The 17,423-nt window shown below is 33.8% G+C and carries 20 protein-coding genes; 3 read left to right on the forward strand and 17 right to left on the reverse strand.

Features of this window, described 5'->3' with window-relative positions:
• Window positions 1-8 precede the first annotated feature (8 nt).
• The 5 genes from F3I00_RS09290 to F3I00_RS09310 form a co-directional block, all read right to left on the reverse strand.
• Window positions 9-1,049 carry a MupG family TIM beta-alpha barrel fold protein gene (locus F3I00_RS09290; protein ID WP_020807090.1) on the reverse strand — a complete coding sequence of 347 codons (1,041 nt, stop codon included), beginning with the start codon at window positions 1,047-1,049 and terminating at the stop codon, window positions 9-11.
• 129 nt (window positions 1,050-1,178) lie between these two features.
• The gene (nfr2, locus tag F3I00_RS09295) at window positions 1,179-1,733 is read right to left on the reverse strand and encodes an NADH-dependent flavin reductase subunit 2 (protein WP_020807091.1); all 555 of its coding nucleotides are present in this window, start codon (window positions 1,731-1,733) and stop codon (window positions 1,179-1,181) included.
• A gap of 11 nt (window positions 1,734-1,744) precedes the next feature.
• A complete protein-coding gene (locus F3I00_RS09300) occupies window positions 1,745-2,287 on the reverse strand; it encodes an NADPH-dependent FMN reductase (RefSeq protein WP_003652143.1) in 543 nt (180 codons plus the stop codon).
• 135 nt (window positions 2,288-2,422) lie between these two features.
• Window positions 2,423-3,046 carry a TetR/AcrR family transcriptional regulator gene (locus F3I00_RS09305; RefSeq protein ID WP_003649934.1) on the reverse strand — a complete coding sequence of 208 codons (624 nt, stop codon included), beginning with the start codon at window positions 3,044-3,046 and terminating at the stop codon, window positions 2,423-2,425.
• A gap of 143 nt (window positions 3,047-3,189) precedes the next feature.
• On the reverse strand, window positions 3,190-3,432 hold the full coding sequence (locus tag F3I00_RS09310) for a hypothetical protein (RefSeq protein ID WP_011678984.1): 243 nt from the start codon (window positions 3,430-3,432) through the stop codon (window positions 3,190-3,192).
• Between the two features lie 79 nt (window positions 3,433-3,511).
• Here F3I00_RS09310 and F3I00_RS09315 point away from each other — a divergent pair, with 79 nt between their 5' ends.
• On the forward strand, window positions 3,512-4,924 hold the full coding sequence (locus F3I00_RS09315; RefSeq protein ID WP_159311084.1) for a C69 family dipeptidase: 1,413 nt from the start codon (window positions 3,512-3,514) through the stop codon (window positions 4,922-4,924).
• Window positions 4,925-4,973: 49 nt separating this feature from the next.
• Here the strand turns inward: F3I00_RS09315 and F3I00_RS09320 are convergent, their stop codons facing one another.
• The 8 genes from F3I00_RS09320 to F3I00_RS09355 form a co-directional block, all read right to left on the reverse strand.
• Complete coding sequence (locus F3I00_RS09320) at window positions 4,974-6,452, reverse strand: glycoside hydrolase family 1 protein (protein WP_020807093.1); 1,479 nt, start codon at window positions 6,450-6,452, stop codon at window positions 4,974-4,976.
• An 11-nt stretch (window positions 6,453-6,463) separates the two neighbouring features.
• Window positions 6,464-8,338 carry a PTS beta-glucoside transporter subunit IIBCA gene (locus F3I00_RS09325; RefSeq protein ID WP_003649930.1) on the reverse strand — a complete coding sequence of 625 codons (1,875 nt, stop codon included), beginning with the start codon at window positions 8,336-8,338 and terminating at the stop codon, window positions 6,464-6,466.
• Window positions 8,335-9,183, reverse strand: coding sequence for a PRD domain-containing protein (locus tag F3I00_RS09330; protein ID WP_003652150.1), 849 nt, complete (start codon window positions 9,181-9,183; stop codon window positions 8,335-8,337). Before F3I00_RS09330 ends, F3I00_RS09325 begins: the two co-directional genes overlap by 4 nt.
• Before the next feature lie 148 nt (window positions 9,184-9,331).
• Window positions 9,332-10,009: an ABC transporter ATP-binding protein gene (locus tag F3I00_RS09335; RefSeq protein ID WP_003649928.1), complete on the reverse strand. Its 678-nt coding sequence runs from the start codon at window positions 10,007-10,009 to the stop codon at window positions 9,332-9,334.
• 17 nt (window positions 10,010-10,026) lie between these two features.
• Complete coding sequence (locus F3I00_RS09340) at window positions 10,027-11,079, reverse strand: ABC transporter permease (RefSeq protein ID WP_020807094.1); 1,053 nt, start codon at window positions 11,077-11,079, stop codon at window positions 10,027-10,029.
• A 6-nt stretch (window positions 11,080-11,085) separates the two neighbouring features.
• Window positions 11,086-11,607 carry a TetR/AcrR family transcriptional regulator gene (locus F3I00_RS09345; protein ID WP_020807095.1) on the reverse strand — a complete coding sequence of 174 codons (522 nt, stop codon included), beginning with the start codon at window positions 11,605-11,607 and terminating at the stop codon, window positions 11,086-11,088.
• Between the two features lie 121 nt (window positions 11,608-11,728).
• A complete protein-coding gene (locus F3I00_RS09350) occupies window positions 11,729-12,328 on the reverse strand; it encodes a histidine phosphatase family protein (RefSeq protein ID WP_020807096.1) in 600 nt (199 codons plus the stop codon).
• A 9-nt stretch (window positions 12,329-12,337) separates the two neighbouring features.
• Window positions 12,338-12,964, reverse strand: a complete 627-nt coding sequence (locus tag F3I00_RS09355) for a histidine phosphatase family protein (RefSeq protein ID WP_020807097.1) — start codon at window positions 12,962-12,964, stop codon at window positions 12,338-12,340.
• Window positions 12,965-13,084: 120 nt separating this feature from the next.
• On the opposite strand from F3I00_RS09355, the gene F3I00_RS09360 reads away from it, so the two are divergent.
• Window positions 13,085-13,834 carry an alpha/beta hydrolase gene (locus F3I00_RS09360; RefSeq protein ID WP_035435430.1) on the forward strand — a complete coding sequence of 250 codons (750 nt, stop codon included), beginning with the start codon at window positions 13,085-13,087 and terminating at the stop codon, window positions 13,832-13,834.
• Between the two features lie 40 nt (window positions 13,835-13,874).
• Here F3I00_RS09360 and F3I00_RS09365 read toward each other — a convergent pair whose 3' ends face one another.
• The 3 genes from F3I00_RS09365 to F3I00_RS09375 are packed head-to-tail and all read right to left on the reverse strand — an operon-like array spanning window position 13,875 to window position 15,639.
• Window positions 13,875-14,477: a DUF975 family protein gene (locus F3I00_RS09365; protein ID WP_020807099.1), complete on the reverse strand. Its 603-nt coding sequence runs from the start codon at window positions 14,475-14,477 to the stop codon at window positions 13,875-13,877.
• Window positions 14,478-14,531: 54 nt separating this feature from the next.
• Complete coding sequence (yaaA, locus tag F3I00_RS09370) at window positions 14,532-15,290, reverse strand: peroxide stress protein YaaA (protein ID WP_020807100.1); 759 nt, start codon at window positions 15,288-15,290, stop codon at window positions 14,532-14,534.
• Entirely contained in the window at window positions 15,280-15,639 is a 360-nt protein-coding gene (locus F3I00_RS09375; protein WP_003646643.1) for a hypothetical protein, read from the reverse strand. Before F3I00_RS09375 ends, yaaA begins: the two co-directional genes overlap by 11 nt.
• Before the next feature lie 113 nt (window positions 15,640-15,752).
• Between F3I00_RS09375 and F3I00_RS09380 the strand changes: the two genes are divergently transcribed.
• Window positions 15,753-16,442 (forward strand): hypothetical protein, encoded by a 690-nt coding sequence (locus tag F3I00_RS09380; RefSeq protein WP_020807101.1) that lies wholly within the window; start codon window positions 15,753-15,755, stop codon window positions 16,440-16,442.
• A gap of 54 nt (window positions 16,443-16,496) precedes the next feature.
• Here the strand turns inward: F3I00_RS09380 and F3I00_RS09385 are convergent, their stop codons facing one another.
• Window positions 16,497-17,396 carry a PEP phosphonomutase gene (locus tag F3I00_RS09385; protein ID WP_003652167.1) on the reverse strand — a complete coding sequence of 300 codons (900 nt, stop codon included), beginning with the start codon at window positions 17,394-17,396 and terminating at the stop codon, window positions 16,497-16,499.
• Window positions 17,397-17,423 lie beyond the last annotated feature (27 nt).

The following is a 17,423-nucleotide window of genomic DNA, read 5'->3' on the forward strand; positions in this document are numbered from 1 at the left end:
TGTAATCCCTACTTTTCTAATTTTTTAAAAACAACTTTTTGTCCTGGCTCAATATGTGAAAGCAAACTACACTCATTAGCACAAACCTTACCAACTATTCTTACTTCTTTATCAGCTGGTAAGTTACGCTTAGCAATATGGACTTCATCCCTGTTTAAGCCATTACTATTAATACTAATAGTTCCAGCTGGACGGTCTAAAGGCAACTCTTGAGCTTCAAGTTGGGGCAATTTTCCTTCACAATGTAGTCTAACGATATCTTGAGCGAGATACAAATAATTATGCCACTGATTTTCTTCAAGAAGTGAACTTTCTTCATCTATTACATGAAGTGTAATTGCATGTTCTTTAGTATAACGCGCGAAAGACTTGATCGTTTCGCTAGTTAGACGATCACCTACAATAACATTGCTGCAAGCTAAGTCTTTCAAGTTAAGAGCAGCAGCTAAGGGGTAAACACCTCGTTGAGATTCAAGCGTAGTCTCTCCAGCAAAAAATGGACCTCTCTTAACGCCATCTCCTGAAATAAAAGCTGCAGTTTCTAAATTACATTTACGTAGCCATTGATTTTTCTTCTTAAACCAATTTTCATCCATTCCAGTTTCTGATTGAGAATAAAAATCAAATAAAGCCCTAATATGATCAAAGTTAGCTGCTTCTTCTTTTAAATGGGTAATATCTTCCGGCTGCAAATAAATTGCATTTAAAGATACCCACATAGATTTAGATAATTTAGATACAAACCGCATCAATACTTGATCATTAATTCTTAAGCCTGTAACATTGAGTGTCTTTAATTTTTCTACATCAGCTAAATCATAGCCTAAATAATGTAAATCATCTTGCGACACATCAGCCATGACCTTTAATTCTAGATCCTTGCACCAACTAGTTAACTGATTTAATCGCTTTAAAATTGTCTCTGCTTTGTCATTTAATCCGGTCAACGAAGTAAATACCTCGTTAAAACCAGCGTTTCTCATTCCCAGCAAATAATTATGGTCATCCGCTGTTAAATCTTTATCCAAGTAAACTGAAAAACCGAGCATCTCAATCTCTCTTTTCTAAGCTTTGTGAAAATGCTTTCTTTCATTAAAATGATAAACTTTAATGACAAAAAAAGCTAGATAGAAAATATCTATCTAGTTCTTTTTCACAATGCAAAAATAAGACTTTACTTATTTTTTAGCTTGTTCAACAAATTTGACAAAATTGTTGAATGCCAAGTCAATCGCATGGATTGTTTCTTGGTCTAATAAATCCCCAGTATTTTTATCAAATTTATCTGAAGCATGCCCAATTAAAACTTCATTTCCTGGCAAAACATTAGCACTTTGATCAGGTGAAAGTAAAATTTCACGCATTTCTTCTTGTGCCCTTGAAGCCCCTTGAATACCATAAGATGCACCCAAAACCATAACTGGCTTCATTTTCATCACATCTGCATTTCCTTGAGCGTGGCTACCAGTCCATTCCATTGCGCTCTTCAATGAAGACGGGATTCCGTGGTCATATTCTGGTGTAGCAAAAATCACACCATCGGCTTCACGAATTTTATTTTTAAATTCTTCAACCTTGCTATCTGGTTGTGCTTCTTTCTTGAAACGAGGTAGGTCAGCAATTTCATATACTTCAATTTCAGCTTGATCTTGATAACGTTTAGCCATAAATTGTTCCAAAAATCTGTTATATGAAAAATCTGCATTCGTACCAACAATTGCTAATAATTTCATGTTCTACCTCCCTACTTGCAGTTACCTACTTCAGAATAGAAAACGTCGAATTCATCAAAGAAATGGTCTAAAAACTTAACAGTTCCATCTGGTAAATCACCATTTTCATCAAATTGTTCTGGAGCAGTTCCCATCATAAATTCATCTCCATTAAACACTTTAGCGCTAAAACCTGGAGAAGAAAGTACCATCTTTAAATGACTTTGTCCACGAGCAGAACCTTGTGGCAAAACTGAGGTCCCTACAATAACCACTGGTTTATCCTTAAACGGATGCTCAGCTGATGAAAGCCATTCTAAAGCACTCTTTAAAGATGAAGGAACTGAGTGTTGTTGCTCTGGCGTAGAGATTAAGACTGCATCAGCTTCAGTTACTTTCTTAGCAAAACTAGCCACTTCAGCAGGTTCTTCGACTCCCTCTTTAAACATTGGAAGATCTCTAACTTCTCCTAATTCAATGTCATATCTACCAGTAAAATGCTTTTTAATAAATTTTAGCAAATCACGATTATAAGAATGATCTGCATTGCTACCCACAATTGCAAAGAGCTTCATTTCTACGTCACCTTTCTCTTAACTATCTTTCCCTTAAATTATACGTTTTAACTTTATAATTTTGAAAGCTATATTTTAATTTTAACAAAAAAACACCACTTTCACTTGAAAGCGGTGTTTAATTAATTCATAAAATTAGCCTAGACGTTCTTCAAGAGAAGCATCGGTGTCTGCAGCAAATAATGGATTTTCTTCCACATTAGTAAGACGGTCATTTAGCATCGCATCATGGATTTGCGCCTTCAAAACGCTAACCATTTGCGCTTGCGTAAAGTTTGCCATCTTGTTAATGAGTAAAGTTGCTAATCCAGTAGCAGCAATCCAGTTGGCAATGACAATATGCTTGAGTCTTTCATCAGAATATTGTTCTGCATCAAATTGTTGCTTGAATTTTTCGATTCCAAGTCCCATCAAAGTATCAACAATCATTTGATTGCCAAACTTACCATCTACAAACATTGCTCTAAATAAATCAACATGTTCTTTTGCAAAGTACAAGTATGAAAGATCTAAATCAATCAATGGTTCACCTGTAAAGTTCTGTTGAAGAGTGTTAGACTTCAATTCATCAGAAATTCTTGCTAGAACTTGATTACGTAAATCCTGCATATTTTCAAATTCAAGATAAATTGGTTGGGTTGAGCAGTTAACTGCCTTTGCAATATTTCTTGCAGTTAAACTTTCAATTCCACCACGAACTGCTAATTTATAAGCAGCATCGAGAATTCTTTGCTTGTCTATTTCTTTTTTTCTAGCCACTTTAATTACCTCACTTAATTATATTATCAACATCAACACATAGAGATCATCTAAAAATAACAGAAATTGTCTAACATCTGTTATTTTCTCCGTGACTATATTATAACAAAAAAATGAAAATGTGGAGAATTTTATCTCAATTTCTATAATCTTTTAAATAAACTCGAATCATCATCCCCAGTAAATTGATCATAATGGGAATTGACCATTTCAATAACTTGTTGTTTATCTAGGCCTTCATTTGCAGCAAATGCAAAAAATGCGGCTGAAAGAATATATCCTTTTTCACGATTATCAACTAAATTGTCAGAAAATTCCATATTAATGGTATTATCTTTGTAATCAGTTGTAAGAATAATTTTTTTATCTTCTGGTAATTCTGCCATTTTAATGCCCTCACTTATTTTTAAGTTTTATACGTTATACAATATAGATTATATTATATCAATAGAAAGTGTGAAACCTATGACATCTCCTGTTGGACGTTCTTCTTGTACATCGATTTTAATTGGCAAAAAAGCCACTGTTGATGGCAGTGTAATTATTGGCCGTAATGAAGATGCAAAAACCGCCTGGCCAAAGCATCTTGCGTTTAACCAACATCAAATAAAGAAAAATAACATTTTTAAATCAAAAGATAATAAATTTCAAATAACACTACCTAATGAATGTTTTTCTTATTCTTCTACTCCTGAATGGACAGATAAATATGGTGTATTCGAAGAAGATGGTATCAATGAATATCACGTTGCAATGAGTGCTACAGAAAGTGCTTATGCTAATGACCGTGTCATGGCTGTTGATCCCTTCGATGAAGAAAAAGGCATCCTAGAGGAAGCAATGATAACGGTTGTTCTACCTTTCATTAGGTCTGCTCGAGAAGGAGTAGAACGCTTAGGTAAAATCATCCAAAAACATGGAGCTGCCGAAGCAGACGGGATTTTATTCGCAGATAAAAATGAAGCTTGGTACATGGAGATTGGCTCTGGGCATCACTATGTTGCCCAACGTATCCCAGATGATTCTTACGCAGTTGTTGCTAATCAATTAGCAATTCAAGTAATTGATTTTAATGATAAAAAGAATTTTATTGCTTCTCCTGGAATCCAAGATTTTGTTTATCAAAACAATCTTTGGCCCAAAAACAAACCATTTAATTTTAGACTTATTTTTGGTACACATGATGATTCTGATTTAACTTACAATACGCCACGTGTTTGGAGTGGGCAAAAACTCTTGACTCCATCAGTAAGCCAGGATCCAGAAAGTTTTGATCTACCATCTATTAGAAAACCTGATCATCCTATATCAATTCAAGAAGCGCAACGTGTTTTGAGTGATCACTTCAACGGTACAAAATATGATTTAACTAATTCTAAAAACGAAGGACAACCAGCTTACCGCCCAATTGCTGTTGCTACCACTCAAGAATCTCATTTGTTGCAACTCAGAGATGAAGATATGGTTCATTGGCTTGCAATAGGAATTGCTGCTCAAAGTGTTTACATTCCCTTCTATCCTCAAGGCACTAAAGTACCTACGATGTTTAAATACGGAAAAGAAGAATTTACTACTAATTCCGCCTATTGGGTCTTTAAAATGGCCAGTGTATTAGTTGATCGGAATTGGGGTAAATATGCAACTGATTTAGTTAATACCCAAAAAGCAACTAATCTAACTTTGAATAAATTACGAGTTGAATACGACAAAAAATTAGCTCAAGAAAAAGATAATGCTAAAAAAATTGATCTAGTCAATGAAGCAAACAAAAAACTAGCTGATGTTGCTATTAAGAACTATCAAAAATTAATTGCAAAACTTATCACTGCTCAAACGGCAGATTCTCCATTGAGATTTAGGATTGATCCTAATTTGTAATACGTTCATAAAAAATACGCAGACACTTTATTGGTGTCTGCGTTTTTTTTTATTTATCTAAATAATCTTTAGGAATTTTATCTCCAAAAGATAGCAACTTTTGATACCAAAAGTAGGAGTCCTTTAAGTAACGTCGATAGCTTCCATTTCCTAAATCATCCAAATCAACATAAATCAAGCCATATCGCTTGGACATTTGGGTAGTTGATGCTGAAATCATATCCGTCATTCCCCACATACAATATCCCATCAACTCTATCCCATCATTTTCTAAAGAAATTAGCATTTGCCTAATATGCTTACGCAAATAATCAATTCGATAATCATCATGAACTTTTCCACTTTCAGTCAAACTATCTTTTGCGCCTAATCCATTTTCTACAATAAATAAAGGTTTTTGATAGCGGTCATATAAATTAATTAATATGATTCTTAATCCCACTGGATCAATCTGCCAACCCCAATCACTAGTCGGTAAATATTTATTATAAACTCCCTCAGTTCTATTTGCTTTCGTAATTTTTAAGCCAGTAGTATCAAAAGCAGTACAAATAGAAGAGTAATAGGAAAATGCCACAAAGTCTGCCGTATTATCTCTAATTACTTTTAGTTCTTTTTCCGTTATCTTCACATTAAGTTTTTTGAGTTTTGATAATAAATTTAACGGATAGTTACCACGAATTTGAATATCGCTAAAATTATAACTTTCTCGCATTACTTGTACACTTTTTAGGCTATTTCGAGGATCGCTATTGTAAGGATAAACCATCGTGCTAGTAATCATCGAGCCAACCACTAGATCAGTATAGTTCTCATGAATATATTTTGTAATTAACGCAGCTGCAACGAATTGATTATGCATTGCTTGGTATATAACTTTTTCAAAATTTTTATTTGGAAATCTATCTTTAACTAACCCCGCTGAAGAAAACGGATGACGTAAAATACTATCAATTTCGTTAATAGGAATCCAATATTTCACTTTTTTATGAAAATGATCTACAACAATTTTCGCAAATCTCATAAAATAATCTCTGACTTTTGGATCATACCAAGCATCATAATTTAAAACTAAATTTAATGGCATTTCATAATGTGACAGCGTAATAATTGGCTCAATATTATATTTATGTAGCTCATCAAATAAATTGTCATAAAATTTTAGACCTTTTTCATTAGGTTCAGGATCATCACCATTTGAAAAAATTCTACTCCATGCAATTGAAGTTCTAAAGGTATTAATTCCAGTAGCAGCAAGTTTTTTTATATCTTCAGGGTATGTATGATAAAAATCGACCCCGTGTCTCTTTCCCCAGCCATCGCTTTTCTTGTCTTTAATAGCTTTTTGAATCTCAGAGCTGGTTATATCATTTGCAACTTTATAACCTGCCTTAGCTTTTTTAGGATCATAACGTTCACAATCAGCAATTGAAAGTCCTTTGCCATCTTCATTCCAAGCACCCTCTACTTGATTAGCTGCTGTCGCAACGCCCCACCTAAAGTCTTGAGGAACATGATAATATTTCATACTATTTTCTCCTAAGCTAATACAATGACATTGCTACTCGTTGTAACATCTTTTTTCTCATCCTTTTTATTTACAACTGGCAATACTTCTAAGAAATCTTTACTATTCAACACAATCATCATAACTGTTGGATCATAGCCGGCTTTTTTAATTTTATCAATATCAAAATCAACTAATTCTTGTCCAGCTTTTACATGGTCCCCCTTTTTTACTAATTGTTTAAATCCATCACCATTCATTTGAACAGTATCAATACCAATATGAATTAAAACATCTGCATCATTGTCTAAATGTAATCCAATTGCATGCCCAGTATCAAAAGTAGCTGTAACTACCCCATCATCAGGTGCGTATATTTTACCTTCACTAGGAACAATTGCAATTCCTTTACCCATTACTCCACTAGCAAAAGTTTCGTCATTAACCTCACTAAGTGGTTCAACAGTTCCCTTTACAGGGCTCTTTAAATCATGCTTTTCATGAGTTTGTTCAAATTTTTCTTTTTGCTTATTTTTTTCTGACTTTTCGTCTACAGGATCATCAAATCCGATTACCCAAGTAGCTATAAATGTAGCTACACTAGCAACAATAATTACAATAATAGCTTGAATGACAAAATTTTCAGTTTTAGAAACCCACATTGGCAAACTTAAAAATGCAGGAGTTACGTAAATAAAGGCTTTAATCTTCATAAAACTTGCAACAACACCAGCAATTGCACCACCAATCATTGCACCATACATAGGTTTCTTTAATGGTAAATTAACACCAAACAATGCTGGTTCTGTAATTCCGCCTAAATAAGCAGTAGCACTTGATGACAATGCTAAACTCTTTAATTCTTTGTTCTTACTCTTCATACCGACAGCCAATGAAGCAGCTGCTTGAGACATATTTGAACATAATGCGACTACACGAATAATTGGATCGAATCCTTGAGTAGCTACTAATTGAATACTAATTGGACTTAAAGCTTTGTGAATACCGATTGAAACAAGCCATGGATATGCAGCTGCTAAGATCGGAATAGCCACAATACCTGCATTGTGGAATAGCCACATAGAAATAAATCCAATTCCTTCTGAAATCATGTTAGAAATTGGCCCAATTACTAGGAAGATTAGTGGAGCTGTAATTAACATTGTTAACATTGGCACCATAAAAATCTTAACCATGTTAGGAGTATATTTCTTAACATACTTGTAAATGTAAGACATAATCCAAACAGAAATAATCGCAGTAATTAAAGTAGAAGAGTACTTGATCAACTGTACCGGCATCCCTAAGAACTCCACTGGCTTTTTAGCTGCAACCATTGCTGTCCAAATTGGGTGCTCAGTTACTAAGCCCATAAAAGCGCCCAAATACTGATCAGTATTGAATACTTTAGCGGCAGAAAATCCAATAAAGGCTGGCATAAAGAAATATCCAGTATCAAAAATTAAATTCAAAATTTGATATGTCTGACTTTTATCTGACAGTAGGCCACTAATTGTTAAAATCAGGAGTAAAACTTTACCCATACCAGCACCAGCAAGTAATGGAATAGCTGGCGCAATGGATCCTGTAATAACACTGATTACAGTGTCGAAAATATTTTTCTTTTCTTTAGGCGTAGACTTATAATTATCGTCATTTTCAATATTAATCATTTTAACCAAATCGTTGTAAACATCTTCTACGGTGCTTCCAATAACTAATTGATATTGTCCAGCCTTTTTTACAACTTGCAGAACGCCCGGAATTCTTGCAGCGGCTGCATCATCTGCTTTACTTTCGTCTTTCAAAACAAATCGTAATCTTGTTGCACAGTGGACAACTGATTGAATATTATCTTCTCCACCAACAGCGGCTATGATTTGTTTGTTCATCTTTTCATAACTCATTTTTCTTCTCCGTGTACGATCTTGTTAATATGTATAGCTAAATACATAATTTCTTCATTGTTTAATTCATAATTGTATTTTTCCGAAATATACTCTTTTATCTTCAAAGCACATTTATAAGCTTCAATATCACTATTTTTTATTACATTTAAAATTTCTCTACTTAAGTCTCCAAAGCTTGATTGATCTTTTTTATACATCATTGCCTTCCAGAAGAACTTCAAATGAACGGCAAAACGATTATAATTTAAGGATTGATAGTCAATATCAATATGAAAATAGTATCTAACAATCTTAGTAATTGACTTTATAAAATCAACAGATTTACTAAAGTCACTGATATCATTCCCAAGCTCTCCACTAATGATATGTACCGCAATAAAACCTGCTTCATCTTCTGGAAAATTCAAATCAAATTGCGCATCTAACAACTTTAAAGCCCATAAACCATATCTGTATTCTTTTGGATAGTAATTTTTAACTTCCCAAATAAATTTATTACTTAAATACAAACCCTTTTTCGCTCTTTCTACACTTGTAGCAAGGTGATCTGTCAAAGTAATATATACACTATCAGCTAATTCGATATTCTCTTCATGTTTCAATCTATCCACAATTTTTTGTGAAATTTGAAAGAAAATAGGATCTGTTTCATGAATTGTCTCTAGCAATAGCTTTCTTTGACTATCAGACAATGGTGTAAAAATTTTATATATCTTCCGCTTATCAAACTCATCCCCAACTTTTTTACCATAAGCAATACCTTTACCAAGAGCTATAATTTCTTCATGATCTTGGTTTTCACTAATCACAGCGCTATTGTTTAAAATTCTAGTTATCTTCATCTTGCCTCCTTTAAAGCAACAAAAAAGCCCACTTAGCCCTTTATCAACAGGGTTAAGTGGGTTTTGTGCAAAAAGTTGCTACAATCTCACTACATTCACTTTTCACATATTATGTTACCGCTTTCTCGAATATAGTTCAAGATGAATTTTATCCTTTTTTCAAACTTAAACGTCCATCTAACATTTCATAGATTTTATCAGAATACTTATTAAGCCTTAAATCATGGGTAACTAAAATAATTGCCTTTTCTTTTTGTTTAGCTAGGCTCTTAAATAATTTTCCTACTTCTTCAACTTTTTCACTATCTAATGAAGCTGTAGGCTCATCAGCTAAAATAATTGCTGGATCCGCATATAGAGCTCTTGCGATTGCAACTCTCTGCTGCTGACCACCAGATAATTCTTTAGGATATTTATTTATTAATTGCATAATTCCTAATTCATTTAATAAATTATCCAATCTTTCTTTACTCATATTGCCACTTTTTTTAACTTTATCTACTAAAATAAATTGCTCTTTAACAGTCAAATATGGCACCAAATTATAAGCTTGAAGTACAAAGCCTATTTTATCTAATCTTAAGGCATCAGCTTGTTTAGGCGAATAATTCGTTACATCTTTTCCACCAATAAAAACTTCACCAGAAGTAGGTTTCTGAAGGGCTCCCGCAATCGTTAAAAAAGTACTCTTACCAGCTCCGGAAGGACCTTCAATTAGAACAACTTCTCCCTCTTTAGCTTCAAAGTTCACATCTTTAAGAGCGTCGACCTTAGCACTTCCTTGGCCGTATGATTTACTGATATTTTTTAATTCAATTACTGACATATAGAACTTTTCCTTCCTTAAACAGCCTTTGAAGGGTCAACTTTAAGAATTGATTTAATTGGAATCAAACCACCGATTATTCCCATTAAAATCATCCCAGCAAAAGTCGAAATCATAATCCATGGTGCAAAATTAATTGGCACAGTAGCCGGCATCACGCTAACTGTAATGAGCATCAGAACATATGCTAAAACCGTACCTAAAATCACCAAAATAAGCGATTGACTTAACGTTGCGCCAATTAAAGTCTTGCTTGGAATTCCTTGTGCTCTTAAAACCACATAATTTGGCATCTTTTGCATCGTTAAAATATATAAAAATACCGCAATAATAATTAATGAAATTACGAACAAGAAACCAATCATTAATTCAAAAGTTGAATTTTGAGCAGTATAACCGGGCAACTTATTAATAAAAGTTTGCTTGTCATAAGATTTAACATTCTTAGCTTTGAAATCTAGGTTCTTTTTAGAAATAATCCCAGAAGCTTCAACATTTGGGGCCATTGGACGTAATTTTCTCCAAGTTGCCATCGTACCATAAGCAATTGGAGCGATATTAATTTTGGCATTTTTTAAGAAACCAACAATTTTATACTTTTGATCACTTCCATTTAAGGTAACTTTATCACCCAGACGATAACCGCGATCCCACATAATTTGATCAACAGCTATTTCATTGTTATGTCTAGCTTTTCGACCAGAAACAAGTTCTAAATCTTTATATATGTATTCGTCTTTCTTTAAACCGACAAATTGAGCAGAAATCGTCTGATGTTTCTTCTCTTTAACCACAATAGGTACTAAGCCAACGAAGCTATCATTACTGGTCTTTTTAAAGTCTTTCAAATCTGCCTTAGTAAGAAGTGACTGACTCAAACTTACATTAGCATTGTCATTCAATACAACTGATTTTGTTTGCCAACTGTTAACTGCCTGCGTATTTTGCGAAGCTAAACCAACTGCTAGCGATGAAAGCATAAAAATTAAATATGAAATTAAAAAAATCATCAAAGTAATTAAGCCATAACGCAATTTTTCGTATTTTATTTCTTTTAAAGCTAAAAACATTTTTGCCTACTTTCTTTGCAATAAACATAAACTCTCATGATAACGTTTAAGGATTTTTGCTTTATTCTTTTTATCAAACAAGGCTAAATCGATTGCTTCATGAGTTAAAACCATCGCAGCCCAAACTTGAGAGTTCAAATTTAGAAAAGCATCTTTTTGCTTCTCATCTTCTCCTATAAAGGCTTGATTTTGACTAAGGTGCAATTTAATTAAATCAAAATAAATACTATTTTCTGTCTGATCAATAAAATTAACAGTCATCTTATAAAAAAATTCTGGGTCAAATTCTTTTAGCCTTGTTGGTGGTCCCATATGGACCTCTTTCATTGCTAAACTATAGAGATAACCATATGCATCTTTTAAATCTCCGAAATATTTATAAAATGCTCCCCTAGCAATACCTGCATCCTTTACAATCCGCGCTACTTGAGCCTTAGCTAAAGGATAAGTACTAAATTCTTTCAAGAGTGCCTGTGCAATTTTTTGCTTTTTTTCATCTGATAGATTTATAAATGTTTCACTAACCATATCATTTCCTCTTGTGACACCGTGTCATTTTTAATACAGCTTAAGTTTATTCTTAAATTGACACCGTGTCAATATTTATGAATAAAAAAATCTCATGCCCTCTTTCTGCATGAGATCTTAATTATGCTAAAACTCGATTATAGTAAACTAAAGTACCAAATTCTTGGTTAATATCCAATTCTGCTAGTCCACAATTTTGCATTTGATCAAAGCACTTAATATCACCATTAGTTAAAAAGTGAGCACAAATCATTCTACTTACCACACCATGGCAGACTACTAAAACCGTGTCAGTTTCATGCTTTTGGTACAAATCATCAAAGAATGAAGCAATTCTTCGTCTAAAATCTTCTCGTTTTTCAACGTCTGAAGCATACTTATAAATATTATCGGTAATTAAACCTTTTTTATTAAAAGCATCTGGATACTTCTTCCGATATTCAAAAGAAGATTTTCCATCCCAAGCACCATAATTTAATTCTTCAATTCGCTTATCGGTTTTGATTGGAGTTTTATTACCTACAAAAATTCTGGCAGTTTCTTGCGCTCTTTTTAAAGGACTAGCATAAACTGCATCAAATTGACTAGGATCAAAATTTTTAGCTGCTTTTTCTGCATAAGCACGCCCTTCTTCGCTTAGATCGGGATCAACGCTTGATCCTTGAATCATCCCTTGCTTGTTCAATTCAGTAGTTCCATGACGTAAAATTACTACTCTCATAAAATCTTATTACCTCTTAGTTCCGTAATATAAAGGCTCTGTCCGATTAAATGTCATTAACCGTGGTCGCTCAATATCATCTTTTTCAAAATGAAGTTCAGTAAAACTGACATTTCTGACTGTCATTACATCTTCAATTTTTAGTTTAAACCATCTAGCTATTAAACTCCTAATTACAAAACCATGACAGACAACCATAATCGTTTTGTCATTAGAATATGGTTGAATTTCAGCTAAAAATTCTTCAACTCGATCAGCTACCTGCTCAAAAGTTTCGCCATTTTTAGCATATTTTGTATATTTGCTATTGATGGTTCCTAAATCATCAAATGCATCTGGACATTTTACCTTCAATTCTTCCGCATGTTGACCTTCCCATGAACCGAAATCCATTTCTTTAAGCCGATCATCAGTAATAATATCTTTTTGAAAATCAGTTAAAATCTGCGCCGTTCTTTTAGCACGAATTAAGGGACTAGCATATACTTGGTCAATTTTATTATTATCAATTATTTTACTTACTTCTTCTACTTGTTTCACGCCAGCTTGGCTTAAGTTAGGGTTACTAGTACCGCCGGAGATTACATCTGAAGTATTGTGCTCACTAACTCCATGTCTCACTAATAACAAATCCATATCATCACAATCCTTTATTTACTATTCAAGAAAATATTATACTAAAAATTCATTAAGCTACTAAATTATCTCACATGTCAGACTATAATGAAGTTAAAGAAAAAGAAAGTAGGCATTTATATGGCAACAATTACAATTGAGCGCGATGGCTTGAACTTAGTTGGAACTCGTGAAGAACCTTTTGGAGAAATCTATGACATGGCAATTATTTTTCACGGTTTCACTGCTAACCGCAATACACTCCTTCTAAAAGAAATTGCTGATGAACTACGTGACGAAAATATTGCTAGTGTGCGTTTTGATTTTAACGGTCATGGTGATTCTGATGGAGAATTTGAAAACATGACTGTTCTAAATGAAATTGAAGATGCTAATGCAATTTTAAATTACGTTAAAACTGATCCACATGTACGTAATATTTATTTGGTAGGGCATTCTCAAGGTGGTGTTGTTGCTTCAATGCTTGCCGGGCTCTATCCAGATATTATTAAAAAAGTAGTTCTTTTAGCTCCAGCTGCCACCTTAAAAACTGATGCTCTCAAAGGGAGTACGCAAGGCGTAAAGTATAATCCGGACCATATTCCAGATCGCTTACCATTTAAAGATCTAACATTAGGCGGTTTTTACTTACGCGTTGCGCAACAATTACCTATTTACGAAGTATCAGCTCACTTTACCAGACCAGTCTGCTTAATACACGGTACAAATGACACAGTTGTCTCCCCCGATGCCTCAAAAAAATACGATCAAGTCTATGAAAATAGTACTCTTCACTTAGTTGAAGGTGCAGACCATAGCTTTACTGATACTTATCAAAGAACTGCAGCTGATCTAACTGCAGAATTTTTACAAGATAGTAATACTTTTTAATTATAAGCAAAAAGAGAAATCGACACCGATTTCTCTTTTTTTATGCTTCAATAGTCTTTTTGAACTGATCACCAGCTAATTGGCGGTAGTAATTTGCCTTAGTTGCTTGATAATAAGGAGTAAGCCAGAGCCAACCTAAGCCTAACGGAATAGTAGCTAAAATTGCCCAACCAATAAAACTTAAATCTAATAAGAATAACTCACCCTTATGACCATCCATTAATTTGCGGCTTTCACTAATTGCTTCAGTTGGTGCAATATCTTCGCCGGCTTCAGCCAGATCCTTAACAATGTATGGTGCCATTGAATAAGAATATCCTTTAACAATTCCTGGGATAATTAAAAGAATTGTCCACAAAGAAATAAAAATATTAACGAGCAAAGATGTTAATAACGTTGGCAAAAACTTACGACTAGTAAATCCAGAAAACATAGCGCTAAAAATATTTTCAATCTTTTTACCATCTGCTAAGGTTAAAAACGTATAGGTAACACCATATAAAACCATTCCGCCTAGAATTCCAACGCTAAAGGAACTAGTCAAACTAGCCATAATTGCGCCAACCAAACATAAACCAACTGCCCAGAACCAATTACCACGTAATTGTTCTTTCGCATTTGATTTTAACTCAGATCTTTTCATTTTTATTCTCCCCAAAATTAAATATAAGAAGAATTTATCATTTATCCATATTAATTACAAGTGTTTTTTAAAGACGTAGGTTTCTTTGGAAGAATCTGCTGCAGAAAATAGATAACCAAAATCAGAAAATTTTTTCAAATCTTCTGGATCATTAATTTGTTCTTTAGCCATAAAACGCACCATTTCTCCACGCGCCATCTTCGCATGAGTAGCACTTTGACGCCATTTTCCATTTTTATTCTCTAAAAACTTAATTGTGATCATTTTTTGACCATCTTTTAAATACGGAGAAATCAAACGTGAATACTCTAAAGATGCTAAATTAATAACAGTTTCTGTATTATTAAATAGTTCTTGATAAGGTAGGTCTCCCCAAAAATGATACAAACTATAGTCTTTAAATCCTGTCATTTGCGTTTTTAATTCTAAGCGATAGGGAATTACACCATCAAATGGTCTCAAAATACCGTAGAATCCCGATAAAATACGTAAATGATCTTGAAGATAATCTAATCCTTCTTGCGGTAAAACATCTCCAGCCAAATATTGATATTGAATCCCTGAAAATGCCAAAATCGCTGGAGTCAGATTTTTATCAAGCTTACTGGTCAAAAGATTCCTTTGATTTGCTCGGACAATATTATTATTTGCTCTCCACAAATTTTGTAACTGCTCGAAATCTCTAGTCTTCAAAAAATCTAACAATTCTTGCGTCTTGTTTAAAAAAGCAGGCTTAGATCTAACTAAAAAAGTGTCTTGATCAACTTTCATTTTCTTAGCAGGAGCGATAATTATTCTCATATTATCTGACATTAGCAACCACGATAAATAAAATAATTAAACTAATAACTGCTAAAATAGCAGAAATAATTAATTCCACTTTTCTCTTTTTCTTATCTTGCGGATTAGCTGCAATGTACCTAGCACTAGCTGCCACGCTAATAAACAAGAACATAATGAACAGCCATAAAAACAACCCAATAATATTTGGTAATGCCCAATAAATTTGTAAAGAAACTAAAACTGCCAACACTAACGTACTAATAATTAAGCCACGCAAAAAATTAACATTTTCATGCTTATGATAATGAAGTACTGTTTGATAGCCAAAATATACGATAAAACCAATTGTAATATATAAAATAATGTTGAAAATAACCATTTTTTATCCCTTCTATAGTCATCTTAATTATACGTGAAACTATTTTGCTTTGCTTAAAATTTCTTTTCCACTTATAATCAATCTTGAATACGACATAGAAAGCGAATAATAAAATGTGTGAAAAAGAAGATTTAAATATTGGGCTTGTTTTGCAATATCAAGTTGCTCCTAAAGGTACGATTAATGCCGATGCTCTGGTACGCCATGCACGCGACTTCGGCTTTAGAGGAGTAAGTATTAAAGATGGCGACGACTCACAAGTGGCTGCTTTACAAGATGCTTGTCAAAAATATGCAATAAAGTTTTGTCAAAAACGTCCAGCAGAAAAATTAATCTCTCCTGACGTATTAGCTAAATTAATTGCCGCTCGTCTAGATGACATGAATATCTATTTTGAAGTTAAATTAAACCAAGATGGATCAATTAATAACGAATCAGAGCCAGCAATTGAAACTTTGCGTAAGTGGATTGATCGCTTCGGTCATGCATATTATGAAAGCCGTGCTGACCACGAAATTAAAGCAGATGAAGATAATGTGCACGTCTTCTACAATGCGATTGCCAAATATCAACGCTATATTTTTATTCATATTCCACTTGAAGATAGCATTGAATTAAAGCACGTTCCTCATGTTGAAGAAGCAGCTTGGATTGATACTCGAAACGAAGTAGAATTTGATCAAGATGGTGACCATTTGCATTTAAAGCTGAATCGTAAAGCAGATAGTGAAAAATTTTCTGTCTATGGCTTACGTCTCCAGCTCCACCGTCCAGAAGATGATTTAGGTAAAACTGAATATTAAAAAATAAAGAAGATATCACGAGCCAATTTTGCCAAGATATCTTCTTTATTTTCTTTATCTATTAATTGAACGTGCCATTCGAGAAATCGTATGGTTCATCCCTCTAATCGTCTTACTTAATTCAAAAATAGTCTCAGTAGGCGGAACTACTCCCCAGGCTGCATCACCAATATGTTGCACGTCAACGCCGCAGATTTTATTTTGTAAGGCAATATCATGAACAGTTTGAGCACCAGAACTTTCCTGACTAGTTCCGATTGTACTCATCACTAATCCTCCATGTTCATGAACCATTTTTACTATTTTGATTAATTCTTCGCTAGTAAAACCTGGAACTGTGCCAACAGCTGGAACTAAAATCACGTCTGCTCCTGCATCTAGAAAAGCTTTAACTGATTCTTCGTTAGCAACTGGTTCATCTACTCCAGCTCCATGCATTTTTCCGGCAATAATCAATCCTGAAAAGTTTTCCTTAGCTGTTTTTACAGCTTTAGCAATCATTTTATTAGTTACGCCTGTACCAGGATTTCCAGTAAAGCAAACAAAGTTAAATCCAAGCTTTTCGGCAGCTTTTATTGAGTCAGCCGTTGCAGTCCTACCTAACGAAATTTGTAATTTTGTCGATTCCATCTTTGCACTATTATCGACAGGCTCTAGATTTACTCCAATTGGTCGACCTGTTAGTTTTTGAAGTTTCTTAACTGTATCTTCTGGCTTGTCCACTGTTAATCCACTTACTTTAGGGTTCAAGGTATCGAATAAATTCAATAAGATTAGATCAGCCCCAAAAGCAGCCGCAATTTCTGAAGTCGTCAAGCCATCAATTGCCGGCTCAATAACTACATTTTCACTTAGTACAGTTCTACCTTCACTAGCCTTGATGCTTTGTTTTAATTCTGCACCATTCATCTTTAAAATTTCACTGGCATTTGCACTTATAATTCTAGTAACCATTTCTCTAGCCTCTTACTTTTTTCAACC

The organism is Lactobacillus sp. JM1, from assembly GCF_009834385.1.
Classification (GTDB): Bacteria; Bacillota; Bacilli; order Lactobacillales; family Lactobacillaceae; genus Lactobacillus; species Lactobacillus paragasseri.